This is a genomic window from Enterobacter sp. CCUG 70166 (assembly GCF_020224095.1).
Classification (GTDB): Bacteria; Pseudomonadota; Gammaproteobacteria; order Enterobacterales; family Enterobacteriaceae; genus Enterobacter; species Enterobacter intestinihominis.
Window position 1 is genome coordinate 1 of the sequence record NZ_NRIQ01000016.1, and the last position, 21978, is coordinate 21978.

General features: G+C 56.1%; 14 protein-coding genes. 11 read left to right on the forward strand and 3 right to left on the reverse strand.

All coding sequences use genetic code 11. The features are described from left to right. Window positions 1-129: 129 nt before the first annotated feature. Together murB and birA are read left to right on the forward strand one after the other, a co-directional pair. A complete protein-coding gene (gene murB, locus CKK19_RS08065) occupies window positions 130-1158 on the forward strand; it encodes a UDP-N-acetylmuramate dehydrogenase (RefSeq protein ID WP_058677653.1) in 1029 nt (342 codons plus the stop codon). After that, window positions 1155-2117, forward strand: coding sequence for a bifunctional biotin--[acetyl-CoA-carboxylase] ligase/biotin operon repressor BirA (gene birA, locus CKK19_RS08070; protein WP_003861169.1), 963 nt, complete (start codon window positions 1155-1157; stop codon window positions 2115-2117). Before murB ends, birA begins: the two co-directional genes overlap by 4 nt. Before the next feature lie 33 nt (window positions 2118-2150). Here the strand turns inward: birA and bcsG are convergent, their stop codons facing one another. Genes bcsG through bcsE form a run of 3 tightly spaced genes read right to left on the reverse strand, consistent with a single transcriptional unit; the run spans window position 2151 to window position 5576 of the window. Then, window positions 2151-3830 (reverse strand): cellulose biosynthesis protein BcsG, encoded by a 1680-nt coding sequence (gene bcsG, locus CKK19_RS08075; RefSeq protein ID WP_063854418.1) that lies wholly within the window; start codon window positions 3828-3830, stop codon window positions 2151-2153. After that, window positions 3823-4017, reverse strand: coding sequence for a cellulose biosynthesis protein BcsF (gene bcsF / locus CKK19_RS08080; RefSeq protein ID WP_022649733.1), 195 nt, complete (start codon window positions 4015-4017; stop codon window positions 3823-3825). The genes bcsG and bcsF overlap by 8 nt, the downstream gene beginning before the upstream one ends. Next, window positions 4014-5576, reverse strand: coding sequence for a cellulose biosynthesis c-di-GMP-binding protein BcsE (gene bcsE, locus CKK19_RS08085; protein WP_063854417.1), 1563 nt, complete (start codon window positions 5574-5576; stop codon window positions 4014-4016). The genes bcsF and bcsE overlap by 4 nt, the downstream gene beginning before the upstream one ends. A gap of 174 nt (window positions 5577-5750) precedes the next feature. Here bcsE and bcsR point away from each other — a divergent pair, with 174 nt between their 5' ends. The 9 genes from bcsR to CKK19_RS08130 all read left to right on the forward strand — a co-directional run bounded on the left by bcsR (window position 5751) and on the right by CKK19_RS08130 (window position 21610). Continuing rightward, complete coding sequence (gene bcsR / locus CKK19_RS08090; protein WP_022649731.1) at window positions 5751-5939, forward strand: cellulose biosynthesis protein BcsR; 189 nt, start codon at window positions 5751-5753, stop codon at window positions 5937-5939. Between the two features lie 11 nt (window positions 5940-5950). After that, window positions 5951-6703 (forward strand): cellulose biosynthesis protein BcsQ, encoded by a 753-nt coding sequence (gene bcsQ / locus CKK19_RS08095; protein WP_225455087.1) that lies wholly within the window; start codon window positions 5951-5953, stop codon window positions 6701-6703. Continuing rightward, entirely contained in the window at window positions 6700-9315 is a 2616-nt protein-coding gene (gene bcsA / locus CKK19_RS08100) for a UDP-forming cellulose synthase catalytic subunit (protein WP_023298842.1), read from the forward strand. Before bcsQ ends, bcsA begins: the two co-directional genes overlap by 4 nt. A 10-nt stretch (window positions 9316-9325) precedes the next feature. Further along, window positions 9326-11749: a cellulose biosynthesis cyclic di-GMP-binding regulatory protein BcsB gene (gene bcsB / locus CKK19_RS08105; protein WP_074174459.1), complete on the forward strand. Its 2424-nt coding sequence runs from the start codon at window positions 9326-9328 to the stop codon at window positions 11747-11749. 6 nt (window positions 11750-11755) lie between these two features. Further along, on the forward strand, window positions 11756-12862 hold the full coding sequence (gene bcsZ / locus CKK19_RS08110; protein WP_063148099.1) for a cellulose synthase complex periplasmic endoglucanase BcsZ: 1107 nt from the start codon (window positions 11756-11758) through the stop codon (window positions 12860-12862). Then, a complete protein-coding gene (bcsC, locus tag CKK19_RS08115; RefSeq protein WP_063854387.1) occupies window positions 12844-16326 on the forward strand; it encodes a cellulose synthase complex outer membrane protein BcsC in 3483 nt (1160 codons plus the stop codon). The genes bcsZ and bcsC overlap by 19 nt, the downstream gene beginning before the upstream one ends. A 120-nt stretch (window positions 16327-16446) precedes the next feature. Next, the gene (gene hmsP, locus CKK19_RS08120; RefSeq protein ID WP_023307153.1) at window positions 16447-18453 is read left to right on the forward strand and encodes a biofilm formation regulator HmsP; all 2007 of its coding nucleotides are present in this window, start codon (window positions 16447-16449) and stop codon (window positions 18451-18453) included. A gap of 158 nt (window positions 18454-18611) precedes the next feature. Next, complete coding sequence (dctA, locus tag CKK19_RS08125; protein ID WP_022649724.1) at window positions 18612-19898, forward strand: C4-dicarboxylate transporter DctC; 1287 nt, start codon at window positions 18612-18614, stop codon at window positions 19896-19898. Between the two features lie 221 nt (window positions 19899-20119). Then, a complete protein-coding gene (locus CKK19_RS08130; RefSeq protein ID WP_022649723.1) occupies window positions 20120-21610 on the forward strand; it encodes a M16 family metallopeptidase in 1491 nt (496 codons plus the stop codon). Window positions 21611-21978: the final 368 nt, after the last annotated feature.

The following is a 21978-nucleotide window of genomic DNA, read 5'->3' on the forward strand; positions in this document are numbered from 1 at the left end:
ACAAGTGAAGAGGCCATCCGAAAGGATGGCCTTTTTGCGTTTCTGCACCTGCTTCCTTTCCATAAACTAATCACCCATCCCTTCGTATATACGGTAAACTATCCCGGTTTTTGCATCAGGATAGCGTCTATGAATCACTCCCTTAAGCCCTGGAATACCTTTGGTATTCAACGGAATGCTAATCAAATTGTACGTGCCGACAGTGCTCAGCAGTTGCTGAATGCCTGGCAAAACGCAACAGAAAACGGTGAACCCGTACTTATTCTGGGCGAAGGAAGTAATGTCCTGTTTCTCGATGATTTTGCGGGGACGGTAATCGTTAATCGCATCATGGGGATTGAGCGTAAAGAGAGCGCTGACAGCTGGCATTTACACGTGGGTGCTGGCGAAAACTGGCACCATCTGGTGCAATATACCCTTGAAAAAGGGATGCCCGGACTGGAAAACCTGGCCCTGATCCCGGGCTGTGCAGGATCATCTCCTATTCAAAACATCGGTGCCTACGGCATCGAACTGAAAAACGTCTGCGAATATGTCGACTGCATCGAACTGGCTACGGGAAATGCTCAACGCTTAACCGCAGAGCAGTGCCGTTTTGGCTATCGCGACAGCATTTTCAAGCACGACTATCAGGATCGTTTTGTCATTGTGGCCGTTGGCCTGCGTCTGGCGAAAGCATGGAAACCTGTTCTGACTTACGGCGATCTGGCCCGTCTCGATCCGGCTACCGTCACACCGCGTGAGGTTTTTGATTCCGTTTGCCACATGCGAATGACCAAGCTTCCGGACCCGAAAGTGAATGGAAATGCGGGCAGTTTCTTCAAAAATCCGGTGATCGGCAGCGAAAATGCGAAAGCGTTTCTCGCTGGCTGGCCAACGGCCCCGCATTATCCTCAGGCGGATGGCAGCGTGAAGCTGGCCGCAGGCTGGCTTATCGATCAATGTGAATTAAAAGGTACTACGCTTGGTGGCGCTGCTGTTCATCGTCAGCAGGCACTGGTGCTGATCAATCAGTCCAACGCGACAAGTGAGGATGTCGTCAACCTGGCGCATCATGTTCGCCAGCGTGTGGGCGAAAAATTTAACGTCTGGCTGGAGCCTGAAGTTCGCTTTATTGGCCGAACGGGCGAAGTGAATGCCGTGGAGACCATTGCGTGAAGGACAATACTATTCCGTTAACTCTCATCGGTATTCTTGCTGATGGCGAGTTTCATTCTGGCGAGCAGCTGGGCGAACAGCTGGGCATGAGCCGCGCTGCCATCAATAAACATATTCAAACGCTCCGCGACTGGGGCGTAGATGTGTTTACGGTGCCGGGAAAAGGCTACAGCCTGCCGGAACCAATCCAGTTACTGAATGAAGAGATCATCCGCAGCCAGATTGGACACGGTAACGTCGCGGTATTGCCGGTCATTGATTCGACGAACCAGTATCTGCTGGATCGCCTGAGCGAGCTGAAATCCGGTGATGCCTGCGTTGCCGAGTACCAACAGGCAGGACGTGGCCGCCGGGGGCGTAAGTGGTTTTCGCCATTTGGTGCCAACCTCTACCTTTCCATGTACTGGCGGCTTGAACAGGGGCCAGCTGCGGCCATCGGGCTGAGCCTGGTCATCGGCATTGTGATGGCAGAGGTGCTGCATGATTTGGGTGCCGATCAGGTGCGGGTAAAATGGCCCAACGATCTGTATCTCAACGATCGAAAGCTGGCGGGGATCCTGGTCGAACTGACGGGAAAAACAGGCGATGCCGCACAGATCGTCATTGGGGCGGGGCTGAACATGGTGATGCGAAACGTGCAGAACGATGTCGTGAACCAGGCCTGGACCAACCTACAGGAAGCGGGGATCACCATCGATCGCAATACGCTTGCCGTCCGCATGATCAATGAGTTGCGTAGTTCGCTGACGCTCTTTGAACAAGAGGGGTTAGCGCCATTCCTTTCCCGCTGGGAAAAGCTGGATAACTTTATTAACCGACCGGTGAAGCTGCTGATTGGGGATAAAGAGATTTACGGCACATCACGCGGCATTGACGCGCAGGGCGCGTTGCTGCTTGAACAGGATGGCGTGATTAAGCCCTGGGTGGGCGGTGAAATTTCATTACGAAGTGCAGAGTAACCCTCTCCCCACAGGGGGAGAGGGTGTAGCAGGTCACTGCGGATACGGCACCCAATCCCCGGCATTCAGTCGGACATAAGGCTTATTCTGATACTGGATCACCACCGCATTGGCGTTTTCCGATACCTCCGCCGTCTGCGGCAGCCCGCTGGTGAGCTGATCCCAGTTCACGCTATCTTCCACAAACAGCTTACCGTCTACAGCGCGAGCAACCAGTTCCGAGATGGCCAGATAGCTGCTTGGCTGGGTGATCTCAACTGGCGCGCCCTGATGCGGTGCCTTCATGCCAAAGAACTTAATCCCGGCCGGAACGTTTGTGATGGACGGGCTTGGGATATCGCGCAGACCAGACACCTGCATCCTGTCGCCTTTCAGCGCTCCACCATGTTCCGGGACCACCACCACCATCACTTTACGACCTGATTTTTCCAGCTCGTTAAAGAACGCGTTCAGCTCGTCAAAGAACTTCTGCGCACGGGCCTTGTAATCGGCCGTTTTGCTTACGCCCGGATAATGGTTCCCGTCGTGAAGCGGCAGCGTATTATAGAACGTCGCGCTACGCGTCCCTTCCTCTTTACCGACGGTGTCGAACCAGCGCTGAAGTACGGCGGTATCGTCATAGACCGGCGAGCCATCGAAGCCCAGTAACGTCACTGGCAGCCCTTTCTGGTCCATCAGTGGGGCCTGCATGCCACCCTGTTCACGCACTTCTTTCAGGAAGTTACCGAACTGACCGTTATGGCCCATCATCAGGTGTTGGGTAAAGCCCAGTTTTGCCAGGTTATCAAACAGGTAACACTGGTTAGCTGCCGGCTGGTAGAGGTTCTTATGCGAGGGCTGCCCACAGCTCGCGCGCAGCAGGCGGATAGCCGCTGGGCCGCTGTACGACGTGGCCGAGTTGAAGTCTTTGAACTGAATATCGAAATGCGACCACAGCGGGTGCGACATCAAACCAGCCGCGTCAACGTCAGCCCAGGACAGAGAACAGATGTTAATGACCAGCAACTCAAACGGCTGAGCATCGGCAGGCAGCGCGTCCGGGAATTTCGTCTGACGCTTATCTTCCGCAGCGTAAAAACTGGAGAGCCACGCGTTCAGGTTCGTAGATGTCGGCGGTGCCGTCTGCGCTGGAATATCCCCAACCACAGGCGTATCCCCTGCTGTCGCGACGGTAGCGGCGGCGGAACCGCCCGTGGTGGTTACGGTTGTCGTCGGCTGACCGGCTGGCCACAGCGAGAAGCTCGGGCCCGTCAGCGTCAGGATGTTTAGCCAGATCATAATCGCGACGACAAACACCGTCACCCGGATCCACTGAGACAGGAACAGCCAGGCAACCAGCAGGACAAATACCGCGCCAATCATCTGCCAGTTAATAAAGCGCTCAACCAGATCGAGCATATAGTCCGCACTGAAACCTGCGACCTGGGAGCCCTGGCTCATAATGCTTTCGGGGCCGGGTAGCCAGGTATCATGCCAGAACAGGGCGAAACCGATAGGGATAGCAATCCAGTGACGTATACGGTGCAGCCTGAGGTTCGGGATTGGCATCAGCAGGAATGCCATAAACACCAGATTAAGCAGCGGGTGGAAATTAAGATAGCCTGCCCACAGCAGACCAAACTTCACCAGAAAGTAGAAATTCCAGCCGGACAGACCGCGCCAGTATTGCCAGAGTGGCGATGGCGCTGAAGAGGTATAGGTAGAATTAGTCATGTTTTCGGTTTGCCTTGACGTTTGAAGCGCGAGTCAGTGTTCCGGCGGGTTTAATATAGCGAGGTTTGACGAACAGTAATCTGATCGTATCGCGAATACGGCGCAGGGAATGGCGTGCATAGTAGCCAAGCGGCAAAAAAATCAGCGCGCACAGAACAACCAGTTGGATGATATCGCTGATATTCATAATGGAACGCTCTCCTTGTTCTCATCCATTAAGCGTAGCGGCTCAGGAACCCGACGCCATACATGCCCGTCATGTTTCGCGTTCAGAACCGGTTTGGCACCACTTGTTACAGGCAACGGTTTGGCCCATTTTTCAGGTGCCAGGGCTCGCATCTGGACAAGCTCAGCGCTGATCAAATTATCTTCAAACCAGACCATGCGGTTCGAGAAAATATCCCCGGTAGGCAGCGGGAAGATATGGTTCAGGGCGGTATCCAGATCGTTCACCCGACAGAAGGAGAGGAACAGCACCAGGCGATTATCGCCAATGGTCATGATATCCCCGATACGATTAGGGCGGCACAAGGTGAGCGCCTGCTCAACGCGAATGCCCGGCACAGGACGCAGGGCAACCATCACCCCTTTTCCGTCTGCCGGTAAAAGCGTATTGCTCATCATGTTGCCCACCGCATCGCAGAAGGTGTCCCATTTCTGGTAGCCGCGCAGTTTCATCGGCTGCGTCATTGAAAGCAGGGTGCTGATATCTTCCGGAACATATCGATTAAACTGCTGGCCCTGAATGCTTTCGATCAGCGTCAGACAGCGCGACAGGGGAGCATTCCAGGGAATGACCATATTCGCGCCGCAGCCCAGTAATAAGCGCTCATCGGTGGCGCGCAGGCTGGTATTATTTTCACGTACCACGATTTTTAATGCGCTGCCGCGCTGGCGACGTAATGTGTGAATGTGCCGTGCCAGCGTTTCGATTTGGTTATTCTGGATCAACGAGAAGATAATGGTCGCCGCCTGCGTGGTGCGCGCCTCATCAAATAAGGCCTCGTTAGTTTCGAACAGTGACCAATGCTCAGACAGTGCAGGCGCACCTTCCAGTACCGCAATATGACTCAGAACGCGCTTTTCATCACTGCGTGGCTGAACCACCGTCTCTTCCTGTTGAGCAAGATGCCACTCGTCCCCGACATTTTTGAGGGTAAGCTGCTGTCGGGAGCTCACCCCTTTTTCATTGCACCAGAAAGCCACGTCGTAAAGATGGCTGTCAGTCTGGACACGAATACTGGCCAGGCCATAGAGGGAACGGTATTCACTCATTAAAAGTGAAAAAAGTTTGTCGTTATTACTGCCCGGGTTAACAACCAATAAGGTGCAATTTTGATTTTTTGCCCATCTGCTGATTCTTCCCAGCCATTTCAGCAGTTTTTCAGACGGGATATTTTGTAGACCGTTTTGAGAACATTTAAGAATCAGTAAATAGTGTTCAGGAACAATAGAGCACTGAATATCGCGGGGCAAAAAGTATAAACTGTCGGCCTCCGCTGGCATGGAAAATAATCGTACTGTCTGGGGTCCACGGTCAGTTTCGAGCCTGATGATTGACTTTGGCTCATCGCCCATCGTAATGACGGCCACGCGGTAATCCTTACCCTGCGCCGCTATCGTCTGGTTTACCAGACTGATGGCATCTTCATTACGATCCGTATTAACCCACCAGACTCCTCCGACTGGCATGTGGCGCAATTCGTCCCATAATGTCTGGATGCCAATAGAAAATATGGAGTCCACGGTGTCCCTCTTTTCGTCGAATTTCTATGTCTCTCAGTTTACTAGCGAAAGCGTAGAAATAAACCTAACATTGAAATTAAAGAACATCAGATTTAGCATGTAAATGAAATTTCGTGGGCAGGACGCCTCGCTGCATCTGAATCTTATGATTTTACTCAAAGGGATGAAATAAGAATGCAAAATAACGAACCCGCAACTCCAGTCGACCCAAGCCTGGGTTACACATTCCAAAACGACTTTCTGGCGCTCACGCAGGCTTTTTCATTGCCTGAAATAGATTACACCGATATTTCCCAGCGGGAACAGTTGGCTGCGGCTATTAAACGTTGGCCGTTATTAGCTGAGTTTGCCCAACAACAATAAGGAAGCCATTGATGGCCGTACTAGGATTACAGGGCGTCCGTGGTGGAGTGGGTACAACTTCCGTAACCGCGGCGCTGGCGTGGTCATTACAGGTTTTAGGTGAATCAGTACTGGTTATTGATGCCTGCTCCGATAATTTGCTGCGCATGTTATTCAATGTCGACTTTACGCATGAAAACGGATGGGGGCGCGCGCTTCTGGACGATAAAGACTGGCGGGATGCGGGTTTGCGCTATACCTCCCAGCTCGATTTGCTTCCCTTTGGTCAGATGACGGAAACCGAACGCGGGAATGAAGCTGCGTTTCAGCGTCTGTTCTCTCGCTTCACCACCGCTTTGCAGAGTCTGAAAGAGAGCGGACACTATCAGTGGATCCTGCTGGACCTGCCGCACGGCGCCGCGTCGCTGACCCGCCAGCTTCTGGCGCAGTGCGACCATGTGCTCTCCATTGCGAACGTAGATGCGAATTGTCATATCCGTCTGCATCAACAGGCAATGCCTGCCAATGCCCATATTCTGATTAACGATCTGCGCATTGGCAGCCAGATCCAGGACGATCTGTACCAGGTCTGGCTCCAGAGTCAGCGCCGCCTGTTGCCAATGGTTATCCATCGTGACGAAGCGATGGCGGAGTGCCTCGCTTCCAAACAACCGCTTGGGGAGTACCGTAGTGATTCACTGGCGGCAGAAGAGATCCTGACGCTGGCCAACTGGTGTCTGCTGCACTTTGCGAAACGGCCGGAGCCTGCCGGGAGTTCAGTATGAGCCGCCTGACCAACTGGTTGCTCATCCCGCCGGTCAGTTCGCGCTTAAGTGAACGCTACCGCCATTACCGTCATCACGGCGCCTCATCGCTGAGCGCTGCGCTGGGCTGCTTCTGGATGATTCTGGCGTGGATGTTCATCCCCCTCGAACATCCACGCTGGCAACGTATTCGTGCGCGCCACGGTGAACTCTATCCGCATATCAACCCTGACAAGCCGCGTCCGCTCGATCCCGCGCGCTACGCTATACAGTCCATCTGGCTTCTGGCGACCTCAACGGGTGCGGAGAAAAAAACGTCCCGCTGGCGCAGCTTCGATCGCGTGCAGAACTTACGTGAACACTATCACCAGTGGCTTAACCGGCTACCCGACCGGGTTGGCGATAGAACAGGTCATTTAGATAATCACAAAGAGCTCGGGCACCTTCACCCGGGCTTACGGCGTTTTATTCTCGGCGTGGTGGTGGTGTTCTCGCTCATACTGGCGCTGGTCTGTATTACCCAGCCCTTCAACCCGCTGGCACAGTTTACCTTCCTGATCCTGCTGTGGGGCGTGGCGCTGCTGGTGCGGCGCATTCCGGGGCGTTTTTCTGCCCTGATGCTGATCGTGCTGTCGCTGACCGTTTCCTGCCGCTACATCTGGTGGCGATATACCTCAACGCTGAACTGGGACGATCCGGTCAGCCTGGTGTGTGGGTTAGTGCTGCTGTTCGCTGAGACCTACGCCTGGATCGTGCTGGTGCTGGGTTACTTCCAGGTTATCTGGCCGCTGAATCGACAGCCGGTGCCGCTGCCAAAAGACACGACCCAGTGGCCAACGGTGGACCTCTTCGTGCCGACCTACAACGAAGACCTGTCGGTGGTGAAAAACACCATTTACGCCGCGCTGGGTATCGACTGGCCGAAGGATAAAATCAAAATCTGGATCCTCGATGACGGTGGCCGCGCCGAGTTCCGCCAGTTCGCGGACGAAGTAGGGGTCGAGTACATCGCCCGTACCACGCATGAACACGCTAAGGCCGGTAACATCAACAATGCGCTGAAATATGCCAAAGGGGAGTTCGTCTCTATTTTCGACTGCGACCACGTGCCAACGCGCTCGTTCCTGCAAATGACCATGGGCTGGTTCCTGAAGGAGAAAGAGCTGGCGATGATGCAGACGCCGCACCACTTCTTCTCGCCGGACCCGTTTGAACGTAACCTCGGTCGTTTTCGTAAAACCCCGAACGAGGGCACACTGTTCTATGGCCTGGTGCAGGACGGGAACGACATGTGGGACGCAACGTTCTTCTGCGGCTCCTGTGCGGTGATCCGCCGTAAACCGCTGGATGAAATTGGCGGGATCGCCGTCGAGACGGTCACGGAAGATGCGCACACTTCGCTGCGTCTGCACCGTCTTGGCTATACCTCCGCCTACATGCGCATTCCTCAGGCGGCGGGGCTGGCCACGGAATCCCTGTCGGCGCACATCGGCCAGCGTATTCGCTGGGCGCGCGGCATGGTGCAAATTTTCCGCCTCGATAACCCGCTGATGGGTAAAGGACTGAAACTGGCGCAACGGCTGTGCTACGTCAACGCCATGTTCCACTTCCTGTCGGGTATTCCACGGCTTATCTTCCTCACTGCGCCGCTGGCGTTCCTGCTTCTTCACGCTTACATCATCTATGCGCCTGCGCTGATGATTGCCCTGTTCGTTCTGCCGCACATGATCCACGCCAGCCTGACGAACTCGAAGATTCAGGGGAAATATCGCCATTCGTTCTGGAGTGAAATCTACGAAACGGTGCTGGCCTGGTATATCGCGCCGCCAACCATGGTGGCGCTGATTAACCCGCATAAAGGGAAATTCAACGTCACCGCGAAGGGCGGGCTGGTGGAAGAGGAGTATGTCGACTGGGTGATCTCCCGGCCCTATATCTTCCTGGTGCTGCTGAATATTGTGGGCGTGATTGTTGGGGTCTGGCGCTACTTCTACGGCCCGGAAAACGAAATTCTGACGGTCTTCGTGAGTATGGCGTGGGTGTTTTATAACCTGATTATCCTCGGTGGCGCGGTGGCGGTATCGGTGGAGAGCAAACAGGTTCGCCGCGCGCATCGCGTCGAAATCAGCATGCCAGCGGCCATTGCCCGCGACGATGGACATCTCTTCTCCTGTACCGTACATGACTTTTCGGATGGCGGTCTGGGTATCAAGATTAACGGTCAGGCGAAGGTGCTTGAGGGGCAGAAGGTCAACCTATTGCTTAAGCGCGGCCAGCAGGAGTATGTCTTCCCGACGCAGGTGGTGCGTGTGAGAGGAAATGAAGTGGGTCTGCAACTGATGCCGCTGACTAAAAAGCAACACATTGATTTTGTGCAGTGTACGTTTGCCCGCGCGGATACGTGGGCTCTCTGGCAGGACAGCTTCCCTGAGGATAAGCCTCTGGAAAGCCTGCTGGATATTCTTAAGCTGGGGTTCCGTGGCTATCGTCACCTTGCAGAATTTGCCCCGTCGTCGGTGAAATTAATTTTCCGGTCACTTACTTCACTGGTTTCCTGGGTCGTGTCGTTCATTCCGCGTCGACCTGAGCGAGATGAAGCGAAGCAGGCGGACCCGGTTATGGCTCAACAATGATGATAACGCGATGAAAACAAAACTTTCCTGGTTATGTGCAGTGGCAATGGGGATGAGTGCGCTCCCTGCAACAGTGGCTAACGCGGCGCCTGATAACGCAGCGACCACACCCGCGCCAACGGTGCCTGTCGTCGCGCAAGCGACCGATCCGGTAGTGACGGCGGCGCCGGGGCAAACGGAAAACGTCGTCCCGAATCAGCCGACGACGGGGAATACGCTGCCCGCCGACAACCCGGTGGTTGGGCAGGTTATGCCTGGCGTGCCGGGAGCCAGTGCACCGGTGGTTGCGGAAAATACGCCGTCGCGTGACGTTAAGCTGACGTTCGCCCAGATCGCGCCTCCTCCGGGCAGCATGGTTCTGCGCGGCATCAACCCAAATGGCGGTGTCGAATTCGGTATGCGTAGCGATGAAGTCGTGTCGAAAGCGATGCTCAACCTGGAATACACGCCATCGCCGTCGCTGCTGCCGGTGCAATCCCAGCTTAAGGTCTATCTGAATGATGAGCTGATGGACGTCCTGCCCGTCACCAAAGAGCAACTGGGTAAGAAAACCCTGGCTCAGGTGCCGATTAACCCGCTGTTTATCACCGACTTTAACCGCGTGCGTCTGGAATTTGTCGGCCATTACCGCGATGTCTGTGAAAACCCGGCCAGCAGCACCCTGTGGCTGGATGTTGGTCGTAACTCTTCGCTTCAGATGACCTATCAGCCGCTGGCGTTGAAAAACGATCTCTCCGCCTTCCCGGTGCCATTCTTCGACCCGCGTGATAACCGTCCACTGAACCTGCCAATGGTGTTTGCGGGCTCTCCTGATGTGACCGAACAGCTGGCGGCCTCTATCGTGGCATCCTGGTTTGGTTCCCGCTCCGGCTGGCGTGGCCAGAGTTTCCCGGTTATGTACGACAAAATGCCGGACAAAAACGCGATTGTGTTTGCCACCAACGCCAAACGCCCGGCATTCCTGCGGGACCATCCAGAGGTGAAAGCGCCCACCATCGAGATGATCAGCCATCCGGACAATCCGTACGTGAAGCTGCTGGTGATCTTCGGGCGTGATGATAAAGATCTGGTGCAGGCGGCAAAAGGCATTGCGCAGGGCAATATCCTGTTCCGCGGTAATAGCGTCGTGGTGGATGAGGTGAAACCGCTGCTGGCACGTAAGCCTTATGATGCGCCGAACTGGGTCCGCACCGACCGCGCGATTACCTTCGGCGAGCTGAAAACCTATGAAGAGCAATTGCAGTCAACCGGGCTTGAACCTTCTCCTGTCAGCCTGTCGCTGAACCTGCCGCCGGATCTCTATCTGCTGCGCACCAACGGTATTGATATCAACCTGAACTACCGTTACACCGCGCCGGTAACCAAAGACAGCTCGCGCATGGATATCAGCCTCAACAACCAGTTCCTGCAATCCTTCAGCCTGACCAGCAGCCAGGAGACAAACCGGTTGATGCTTCGTCTGCCTGTATTGCAGGGGCTGCTGGATGGCAAAACCGATGTGTCGATCCCGGCGCTGAAGCTCGGTGCGGTGAACCAGCTGCGGTTTAACTTCCAGTACATGAACCCGATGCCGGGTGGATCGGTGGAAAACTGTATTACCTTCCAGCCGGTGCAAAACCACGTGGTGATTGGTGATGATTCCACAATCGACTTCTCGAAGTATTACCACTTTATCGCGATGCCGGATCTGCGTGCGTTTGCTAACGCCAGTTTCCCGTTCAGCCGCATGGCTGATCTCTCTGAATCGATTGTCGTGATGCCAAAATCGGCCAACGAAGGCCAGGTTGCCACGCTGCTGGACACCATGGGCACCGTCGGGGCGCAAACCGGCTTACCGGCTATCAACGTGACGGTGACGGATGACGGTAGCCAGATCCAGAACAAAGATGCCGATATCATGGTCATCGGCAACATTCCGGACAAGCTGAAAGACGAGAAGCGCGTCGATCTGCTGGTGCAGGCGGCTCAGTCATGGGTCAACACGCCGCTGCGTCAGACCGAGTTCCCGAGCATCATGCCGGACAGCGGCGATCGTCAGGCCAATATCAGGACGACCGTAAGCTCAACGGGTCCGATGGCTGCGATTGTTGGCTTCCAGTCTCCGTATAACGACCAGCGCAGCGTGATCGCCCTGCTGGCGGACAGCCCGCGCGGCTATGAGCTGCTCAACACGGCCATGAACGACAGCGGTAAACGGGCGGCAATGTTCGGTTCCGTCTCGGTGATCCGTGAGTCGGGGGTAAACAGCCTGCGCGTGGGGGATGTCTACTACGTCGGTCATCTGCCGTGGTTCGAACGCCTGTGGTACGCCCTCTCTAACCACCCGGTGCTGCTGGCCGTGCTGGCTGCGCTCAGCGTTGTATTGCTGGCGTGGGTATTGTGGCGTCTGCTGCGAATCATCAGCCGTCGTCGTCTTAACCCGGACCATGAGTAAGCCGTGATGAAAATCTTTCGCGGGTGTGTAGTCGCAGCGTTGATGCTGGCGGCGGCGAATCTGCATGCCGCCTGTCGCTGGCCTGCCTGGGAGACGTTCAAGCAGGATTATATGAGCGAAAGTGGGCGCGTCATTGATCCCAGTGACGCGCGCAAAATCACCACCTCCGAAGGGCAAAGCTACGGACTGTTCTTTGCCCTGGCAGCAAACGATCGCAAGACGTTCGATCTGCTGCTGACATGGACGCGCGATAACCTTGCCGAGGGGGATTTAGCCCAACATCTCCCGGCGTGGCTATGGGGAAAAAAGGACGACAACACCTGGGCGGTTATCGACCCTAACTCCGCGTCCGATGCCGATATCTGGATTGCCTGGTCGCTGCTGGAAGCCGGGCGGCTGTGGAAAAATCCCGATTACACACGCACGGGTAAGGCGCTGTTGACGCGCATTGCCAGTGAGGAAGTGGTGAAGGTGCCGGGGCTGGGTTCTATGCTGCTGCCGGGTAAAGTCGGTTTTGCCGATGAGAGTGTCTGGCGCTTCAACCCCAGCTACCTGCCGCCGCAGCTTGCGAGCTATTTCACCCGTTTCGGCGCACCGTGGACAACGCTCCGTGAAACCAACCTGCGTCTGCTGCTGGAGACCGCGCCAAAAGGATTTTCCCCGAACTGGGTGAAATACCAGAAAAAGGGCGGCTGGCAGTTGAAGCAGGATACGACCCTGATCGGCAGTTACGATGCGATTCGCGTCTATCTGTGGGTAGGGATGATGAACGATAACGATCCGCAAAAAGCCCGGCTACTGGCGCGTTTCAAGCCCATGGCGACCACCACAATCAAACAAGGCTTACCGCCGGAAAAAGTGGACGTAGCGACCGGGAAACGTACCGGAGATGGGCCGGTAGGGTTTTCTGCCTCCCTGCTTCCATTTTTACAAGAACGGGACGCGCAGGCGGTGCAACGCCAGCGTGTCGCCGATCGTTTTCCCGATAACAATGCTTATTACAGCTACGTTCTGACCCTCTTTGGACAAGGGTGGGATCAGCATCGTTTTCGTTTCACCGCGCAAGGTGAATTACTACCGGATTGGGGCCAGGAATGCGCACGTTCACACTAAATCTACTCGCCTTATCGCTTGGCCTGGCGCTCATGCCCCTGGCCCAGGCCGCCAACTCCCCGCAGCAGAGACAGCTGCTGGAACAGGTTCGTCTGGGGGAATCCACCCAGCGTGAGGATTTGGTGCGCCAGTCGCTCTATCGCCTTGAGCTGATCGACCCCAACAACCCGGACGTGATTGCCGCTCGCTTCCGCTACCTGTTACGACAGGGGGATACGGCGGGCGCGCAAAAAGAGCTGGATCGCCTGAAAGGAATGGCACCCGATTCCAGTGCGTATCAGTCCTCCCGTACGACCATGCTGCTCTCCACGCCGGATGGTCGCCAGGCCCTCCAGCAGGCTCGTCTGCTCGCCACCACCGGGCACACGCAGGAAGCTATTGCCGCGTATGACAAACTGTTTGACGGTAATCCGCCCAGCGGCGACATCGCGACGGAGTACTGGAACGTGGTGGCGAAAGAGCCTGCCCGCCGCAATCTGGCCATTAATCAGCTGAAGAAAATCAACGCCAGCAGTCCGGGCAACGCCCCGCTACAGGCTTCGCTGGCGCAGCTTCTGTTCCAGAGCGGACGTCGTGATGAAGGGTTTGCGGTGTTACAGGAGATGGCCAAATCGAACAATGGCCGCAGTCAGGCGTCGGACATGTGGTACCAGCAGATCAAAGATCAGCCGGCCAGCAGCGCCAGCGTTACCGCGCTGCAACAATACCTGAGCGTGTTCAGCGATGGCGATAACGTGACGGCGGCGCGCGCCCAGCTTGAAGCGCAGCAAAAACAGCTCGCCGATCCGGCGTTTCGCGCCAAAGCCGAAGGGTTAGCCGCAGTGGATGCCGGGCAGGGCAGTAAAGCGGTAACGGAGTTGCAGAAAGCAGTCAGCGCCAACCACGCCGACAGTGAAGCCGTAGGCGCGCTGGGGCAGGCCTATTCGCAGAAAGGCGATCGCGCCCGCGCGGTTGCGCAGTTTGAAAAGGCGATCGCCCTCGATCCGCAGAGCGACAACCGGGGCAAATGGGACAGCCTGCTGAAGGTTAACCGATACTGGCTGCTGATCCAGCAGGGTGATAACGCCCTGAAAGCCAACAAGACAGCCCAGGCGGAACGCTATTATCAGCAGGCGCGCAACATTGACAATACGGACAGCTACGCGGTCCTGGGGCTGGGTGACGCGGCGGCGGCGCGGAAAGATAACGACGCGGCTGAACGCTATTATCGCCAGGCATTGCGGATGGACAGCGGCAACAGCAACGCGGTACGCGGTCTTGCCAATATTTATCGCGAGCAGTCTCCGGAGAAGGCGACGCAGTTTATTCAGTCGCTCTCTGCCAGCCAGCGCCGCAGCATTGATGATATTGAACGTAGCCTGACGAACGAGCAGCTCTCGGCTCAGGCTGAACAGCTGGAAAGCCAGGGAAACTATGCGCAGGCCGCAGAAATTCAGCGCCGACGCCTTGCGCTTTCCCCGGGCGACGTGTGGATCACCTACCGGCTATCACGCGATCTGTATAGCGCGGGTCAGCGCAGCCAGGCGGATAACCTGATGCGCCAGCTGGCAAGCCAGAAACCGGGCGATCCGGATCAGGTTTACGCCAGCGGGCTTTACCTGTCCGGTAACGATCGGGACCGGGCCGCGCTGGCGCATCTGAACACGCTGCCGCGCGACAAGTGGAACGGCAACATCCAGGCGCTGGCGGACCGCCTGCAAAGTAACCAGGTGCTGGAAAACGCCAACCGCCTGCGCGACGGTGGAAAAGAGCAGGAGGCGGAAGCGCTGCTTCGCCAGCAGCCCCCGTCCACTCGTATCGACTTAACGCTGGCGGACTGGGCTGAACAGCGTGGCGATCATGAGGCCGCGAAAACCGCCTACAACACCGTCCTGCAACGGGAACCGCAGAACGAAGACGCAATTCTCGGCCTGACCGAAGTCAATCTTGCTCAGGGCAACAGGGACGCCGCTCGCGCTGAGCTGGCGAAACTGCCCGCGGCACAAAACGGCGAACCGCTCTCCCTCAATATGCAGCGCCGGATCGCCATGGCGCAGGCCGGTCTGGGCGATTCAGCCGTGGCAGAAAAGACCTTCAACACCATTCTTCCGCAGGCAAAATCGCAGCCGCCTTCTATGGAAAGCGCGCTGGTGATGCGTGATGCCGCCCGTTTCCAGGCGCAAAACGGCCAGCCTCAGCAGGCGCTGGAAACCTGGAAAGATGCGATGGTCTCATCGGGCATCACAACGACTCGTCCAACCGATAACGACAGCTTTACGCGGCTCACGCGTAACGATGAGAAAGATGACTGGCTGAAGCGCGGCGTGCGCAGCGATGCAGGCGATCTTTATCGTCAGCAGGATCTGAACGTCACGCTGCAACACGACTACTGGGGATCCAGCGGCACGGGGGGCTATTCCGACCTGAAAGCGCACACCACTATGCTCCAGGTGGATGCGCCGCTATCGGATGGCCGCATGTTCTTCCGTAGCGATCTGGTCAATATGAACGCCGGTTCCTTTGACACCAATAACGGAACCTACGATCCGACATGGGGTACCTGCGCCGAAACGCCATGTCACGGCAGCACGAACCAGTCGGCCAACGGCGCCAGCGTGGCCGTCGGCTGGCAGAACAACACCTGGGCGTGGGACATCGGTACAACGCCGATTGGCTTCGACGTGGTCGATGTGGTGGGCAGCCTGAGCTACAGCAACGACTTGGGGCCGATTGGCTACACCCTGAACGCCCATCGTCGTCCGATTTCCAGCTCTGTGCTGGCCTTCGCCGGGCAAAAAGATCCCAATACCGACACCACCTGGGGCGGCGTGCGTGCTACCGGTGGCGGCGTGAGCATGAGCTACGACAAAGGCGAAGCTAACGGGATCTGGTCAAGCCTGAGTGCCGACAGCCTCACCGGGAAGAATGTCGAAGATAACTGGCGGGTCCGCTGGATGACCGGCTATTACTACAAGCTTATCAATCAGAACAACGAGCGTCTGACGGTCGGCGTGTCCAATATGCTCTGGCATTACGATAAGGATTTAAGTGGCTATTCGCTGGGCCAGGGCGGTTACTACAGTCCCCAGGAGTATGTGTCGTTTGCCTTACCGGTGAACTGGCGTAAACGCACAGAGAACTGGTCATGGGAACTGGGCGGTTCCGTCTCATGGTCCCATTCAAAAACAAAAGATGTGATGCGTTATCCGTTGCAGGGGCTGATCCCGGACAATGAGCCAGGCCGTTATACCGATAAAGGTGTGATGGGAACCGGAAGTAGCTCGTCAGGGACGGGTTATACCGCAAGGGCGATTGTTGAACGCCGTGTGACGTCCAACTGGTTTGTCGGTCTGGGCGTCGATATTCAGGAAGCGAAAGACTATACCCCGAGCCATGCGTTGCTCTATGTTCGGTATTCTGCCGCAGGCTGGCAGGGTGATATGGACTTACCGCCGGAACCGCTGGTGCCTTATGCAGACTGGTGATCGGATTTTTGCTTAATCTAATTGTAAGTCTCTCTTAAAAGTGCAGCTATCGGGTATACTCGGGCGCACCAGGTTTACGCCCTGGTGCGCCCTGCGCTTCGAGTTTTGTGGAGAGTCATTTTGCGTGTCAGCCGTTCCTTAACGATCAAACAGATGGCGATGGTGTCTGCCGTCACAATGCTGTTTGTCTTCATCTTCTGCGTCATTTTGCTGTTTCATTCCGTACAGCAGAATCGCTATAACACGGCTTCGCAACTGGAAAGTATTGCCCGCTCGGTGCGGGAACCCCTGTCGGCCTCGATCCTGAAAGGGGATATCCCCGAGGCGGAATCCATCCTGAAGCGCATTCAGCCCGCCGGTATCGTGAGCCGCGCCGACGTCGTGCTGCCGAACCAGTTCCAGGCGCTGCGGATGAGCTTTATCCCGGAGCGTCCCGTCCCGATGATGGTGATGCGCCTGTTTGAACTGCCGGTGCAGATTTCCCTGCCTCTCTATTCCCTGGAAAGACCGGCTAACCCGCAGCCGCTGGCCTATCTGGTACTACAGGCGGACTCGTACCGCATGTATAAATTCGTCATGAGTTGGGTTGCTACGTTAGTGACTACTTACTTACTTTTGACCTTAATGTTGAGCGTGGCGCTGACGTGGTGCATCAACCGGTTAATTGTGCATCCGTTGCGCCGCATAGCCCGGGAGCTGAATGACCTCTCTCCGCAGGAGCACATGGGGCATCAGCTTCCCTTGCCGCGTCTGCATCACGACGATGAAATCGGCATGCTGGTCCGCAGTTACAATATCAACCAGCAGCGTGTCCTGCGTCAGCAGGAAGAGGTCAGTAATAACGCCACCCGTTTCCCGGTTTCCGACCTGCCAAACAAAGCGTTTTTAATGGCCCTGCTGGAGCAGACCGTCGCTCGCCAGCAGACCACCGCGCTGATGGTGATTGCCTGCGAGACCTTGCAGGACACGACGGGCGTGCTGAAAGAGAGCCAGCGCGAGATGCTATTACTGACGCTGGTGGAAAAAATCAAATCTGTGCTGGCGCCGCGCATGGTACTTACCCAGGTCAGCGGCTATGACCTGGTGGTGATTGCGCACGGTGTAAAAGAGCCGTGGCACGCTATTACGTTAGGTCAGCAAGTACTCACTGTCATAAATGAGCGGCTACCCATTCAGGGTATCCAGCTACGCCCAAGTGCCAGCATTGGTATCGCAATGTACTACGGTGGTCTGACCGCCGAGCAGTTATACCGTCGGGCTTTCTCAGCAGCGTTTACCGCGCGCCGAAAAGGCAAAAACCAGATCCAGTTCTTTGATCCGGAGCAAATGGAAAAAGCCCAGCAGCGCCTGACGGAAGAGAGCGACATTCTGACGGCGATGGACAATCGCCAGTTTGCGCTCTGGCTACAGCCGCAGGTGGATTTGCGCACGGGTGAAGTGACCAGCGCCGAAGCGTTGCTGCGCATGCAGCAGCCGGACGGCACGTGGGAGTTGCCTGAGGGGATGATCGAACGTATCGAGTCCTGCGGCCTGATGGTCACCGTCGGATACTGGGTGCTGGAAGAGTCGTGCCGCCAGCTTGCGGCCTGGCAACAACGGGGCATCACGCTGCCGCTGTCGGTGAATCTTTCTGCGCTACAGCTGATGCACCCGACTATGGTGCCGGATATGCTCGAGTTGATCCATCGCTACCGCATCCAGCCCCACACGTTGATCCTGGAAGTCACCGAGAGCCGTTGTATTGACAATCCTGACGACGCTGTCGCCATTCTGAAACCGCTGCGTAATGCCGGGATCCGCATTGCGCTGGACGATTTTGGTATGGGGTATTCCGGCCTGCGTCAGCTCCAGCACATGAAAACCCTGCCGGTGGACGTCCTGAAAATCGACAAAACCTTTGTGAAAGGGCTGCCGGAGGATTGCAGCCTGGTGCAGGCCATTATCCAGATGGCGCACAGCCTGAACCTGCACGTGACTGCCGAAGGTATTGAGGCCGAAGCCCAGCGCGAGTGGCTGGCTGCGGCGGGCGTGGAGAGCGGTCAGGGCTTCCTGTTTGGCCGCGCCGTGCCGACGGATACCTTTGAGCGACGCTATCTCGCCGACGCTGGCAATAACGCAAAAGTGTAATTTTGTTGCTGGCTTGTGCGAGCCAGCTCAAAGTTCTTAACATTTGTGTTTCAAATTTGAACCCCGTTTATTTCTGTCCTGTTATGTGGGTGTTATTTTAAAGCCGCAGGTTAACCATAACCTTACAAAGCCTGTAGTTATTCTTCCAGGGACACCCTATGAAAACCTCACTCTTCAAAAGTCTTTACTTCCAGGTCCTGACAGCCATCGCCATCGGTATTTTGCTCGGTCACTACTACCCGGAGCTGGGCGCGCAAATGAAACCGCTTGGCGACGCGTTCGTTAAACTCATCAAAATGATCATCGCGCCGGTCATCTTCTGTACCGTGGTGACCGGTATCGCTGGCATGGAAAGCATGAAGGCGGTCGGGCGTACGGGGGCGGTTGCCCTGCTGTACTTCGAGATTGTCAGTACCATCGCGCTGATTATCGGCCTGATTATTGTCAACGTGGTACAACCTGGCGCGGGCATGAACGTTGACCCGGCCACGCTGGATGCGAAAGCGGTGGCGGTTTACGCTGAACAGGCGAAAGATCAGGGGATTGTTGCCTTCCTGCTGGACGTGATCCCGAGCAGCGTGATTGGCGCGTTCGCCAGCGGAAATATCCTCCAGGTACTGCTGTTTGCCGTGCTGTTTGGCTTTGCCCTGCACCGTCTTGGCAGCAAAGGTCAGCTGATTTTTAACGTCATTGAAAGCTTCTCGCAGGTTATCTTCGGCATCATCAACATGATTATGCGTCTGGCCCCGATTGGTGCCTTTGGCGCGATGGCCTTCACCATCGGGAAATACGGCGTCGGCACGCTGGTACAGCTTGGCCAGCTGATTATCTGCTTCTATATCACCTGTATTCTGTTTGTGGTGGTGGTGCTCGGCTCCATCGCTCGTGCGACCGGCTTCAGCATCTTCAAATTTATCCGTTACATTCGTGAAGAGCTGCTGATTGTCCTCGGCACATCCTCTTCTGAGTCTGCGCTGCCGCGTATGCTCGATAAAATGGAAAAGCTGGGCTGCCGTAAGTCAGTGGTGGGGCTGGTTATTCCTACGGGCTACTCCTTTAACCTGGACGGCACCTCGATTTACCTGACGATGGCGGCGGTCTTTATTGCTCAGGCCACCAACAGCCACATGGATATCTTCCATCAGATTACGCTGCTGGTCGTCCTCCTGCTCTCCTCGAAAGGGGCGGCGGGCGTAACGGGTAGCGGATTTATCGTGCTGGCGGCCACTATCTCAGCGGTTGGCCATCTGCCGGTGGCGGGTTTGGCCCTGATCCTCGGTATCGACCGCTTTATGTCTGAAGCCCGCGCGTTAACCAACCTGATTGGTAATGGTGTGGCGACGGTTGTGGTGGCGAAGTGGGTAAAAGAGCTGGATCACAAGAAACTTAACGATACGCTGAATAATCGCACATCTGAGGACAAAACCCCCGGTTTATCCTCTTAATCCCTCATAAATGCCCGTATTCCCTTGTGGGGATGCGGGCACCTGCGCATAATAACCGCTCATACCTGTCATATTTCGACAAAATTTTTTTGGGTATATTTCGCTTCCGCCCGTGACGTTTAGCCGAACACGCTGTCTAATCGGAAGGTTTTCATCGTCATCTTTGAGTGCTCACGTCGCGAGACACTCTCTTTAACCAGGAATGTTGATCAGGGGTTCACATGCAGGGCACAAAAATTCGACTCTTAACCGGCGGTTTGCTGATGATGGCAGCAGCCAGTTATGTGCAGGCAGATGCGCTCCAGCCAGACCCGGCCTGGCAACAGGGAACACTGGCGAACGGATTCCAGTGGCAGGTGTTATCCACTCCGCAACGTCCGAGCGATCGCATTGAAATTCGTCTGGCTGTGAATACCGGCTCCCTCACTGAAAGCACCCAGCAGACCGGCTTAAGCCATTTTATTCCTCGACTGGCGCTCACCCAGAGCGGTAGTTTGCAGGCGGTTCAGGTGCGTTCTTTATGGCAACAGGCCATCGATCCTAAACGTCCGCTGCCCCCGGCTGTGGTCTCCTATGACTACACCATGTTTAATCTGAGCCTGCCCAACAACCGTAACGATCTGCTTAAAGAAGCGCTGACCTATCTTTCCGATGCCACCGGCAAACTGGCGATTACGCCTGAGACCGTAAACTATGCGTTGAGCAACAGCGACATGGTGGCGACCTGGCCGACGGATACCAAAGAAGGCTGGTGGCGCTACCGCCTGAAAGGGTCCACGCTGCTTGGCCACGACCCGGCAGAACCGCTGAAACAGCCGGTGGATCCAGAGCAGGTGAAATCTTTCTACCAGCAGTGGTACACCCCGGATGCCATGACCCTCATTGTAGTGGGCAACGTGGACAGCCGTGCGGTGATAGAGCAGATCAACAAAGCCTTTGGCGATCTAAAAGGGAAGCGTGAAACGCCCGCCCCTGTTCCTACTTTGTCCCCGCTGCGTCCTGAGACGGTCAGTATCATGACGGATACCGTGCGTCAGGATCGTCTTTCGATGATGTGGGATACCGCCTGGCAGCCGATCCGCGAGTCCTCGGCGCTGTTGCGTTACTGGCGTGCGGACCTGGCGCGTGAAGCGCTGTTCTGGCATGTTCAGCAGACGCTCAGCAAGAACAACGTGAAAGACATTGGTCTGGGCTTTGACTGCCGCGTGCTGTTCCAGCGCGCCCAGTGCGCCATTAACGTCGAATCGCCGGGTGATAAGCTGAATGCCAATCTCGGCGTGGTGGCGAAAGAGCTGGCTAAAGTGCGTAAAGAGGGCCTGTCTGAAGAGGAATTTAACGCCCTGGTGGCGCAGAAATCCCTCGAATTGCAGAAACTGTTTGCCACCTATGCCCGCGCCGATACCGATATCTTAATCAGCCAGCGCATTCGCTCCTTACAGAATCAGGTCGTGGATATCGCGCCGGAGCAGTATCAGAAATTGCGTCAGGATTTCCTGAACGGTCTGACCGTGGAGATGCTGAATCAGGATCTGCGGCAGCAGCTGTCTCAGGATATGGCGTTGATTCTGTTGCAGCCGAAAGGTGAGCCGGAATATGACATGAAAGAGTTAAAGGCCACCTGGAACGCCATCATGGCGACGCCGTCGCAGCCAGTACAGGCGGCGGCCGATGATTTGCACCAGGATGCGAGCGATATTCCGCAGGGCCAGTAAGGCCCTGCGTTCCCTCTCCCTGTGGGCTGAGGGATTTTATGCAGAAGCAATAAAGTTGCTTTCTAAATGACTGAGGGCTGTCAGCGATGCCCTGGTCCGGCTGTAAATCGCTGAGGCGTTTGCCTTCCGGCCGGGGCGAGGCGCAGGGATGCGCCGAGAGGGCGGCTTTACAGGGACGTTGCCTCCGCCCGTACCCGATAAGCCGGAAGGAATAAGCCGAGGGCACCGCGAAGCGGCGATTTACCGCCGGGAGCCCGGGTCGCCAGGGTGGTGGCGACTGAGCCACCCTGGCACGTTCACCGGTCATGTCGTTACAGAGTAGCAAGGAACATAAAGTGAACGGAATGACCACCACCGCCGTATGTTCC

Bases quoted from the DNA above. Each gene is read 5' to 3' on its own strand.
- bcsR (WP_022649731.1), top strand. From the start codon at position 5,751: ATGCAAAATAACGAACCCGCAACTCCAGTCGACCCAAGCCTGGGTTAC.
- bcsF (WP_022649733.1), bottom strand. From the start codon at position 4,017: ATGAATATCAGCGATATCATCCAACTGGTTGTTCTGTGCGCGCTGATT.
- dctA (WP_022649724.1), top strand. From the start codon at position 18,612: ATGAAAACCTCACTCTTCAAAAGTCTTTACTTCCAGGTCCTGACAGCC.
- bcsQ (WP_225455087.1), top strand. From the start codon at position 5,951: ATGGCCGTACTAGGATTACAGGGCGTCCGTGGTGGAGTGGGTACAACT.
- bcsG (WP_063854418.1), bottom strand. From the start codon at position 3,830: ATGACTAATTCTACCTATACCTCTTCAGCGCCATCGCCACTCTGGCAA.
- bcsZ (WP_063148099.1), top strand. From the start codon at position 11,756: ATGAAAATCTTTCGCGGGTGTGTAGTCGCAGCGTTGATGCTGGCGGCG.
- murB (WP_058677653.1), top strand. From the start codon at position 130: ATGAATCACTCCCTTAAGCCCTGGAATACCTTTGGTATTCAACGGAAT.
- bcsB (WP_074174459.1), top strand. From the start codon at position 9,326: ATGAAAACAAAACTTTCCTGGTTATGTGCAGTGGCAATGGGGATGAGT.
- bcsA (WP_023298842.1), top strand. From the start codon at position 6,700: ATGAGCCGCCTGACCAACTGGTTGCTCATCCCGCCGGTCAGTTCGCGC.
- bcsC (WP_063854387.1), top strand. From the start codon at position 12,844: ATGCGCACGTTCACACTAAATCTACTCGCCTTATCGCTTGGCCTGGCG.
- CKK19_RS08130 (WP_022649723.1), top strand. From the start codon at position 20,120: ATGCAGGGCACAAAAATTCGACTCTTAACCGGCGGTTTGCTGATGATG.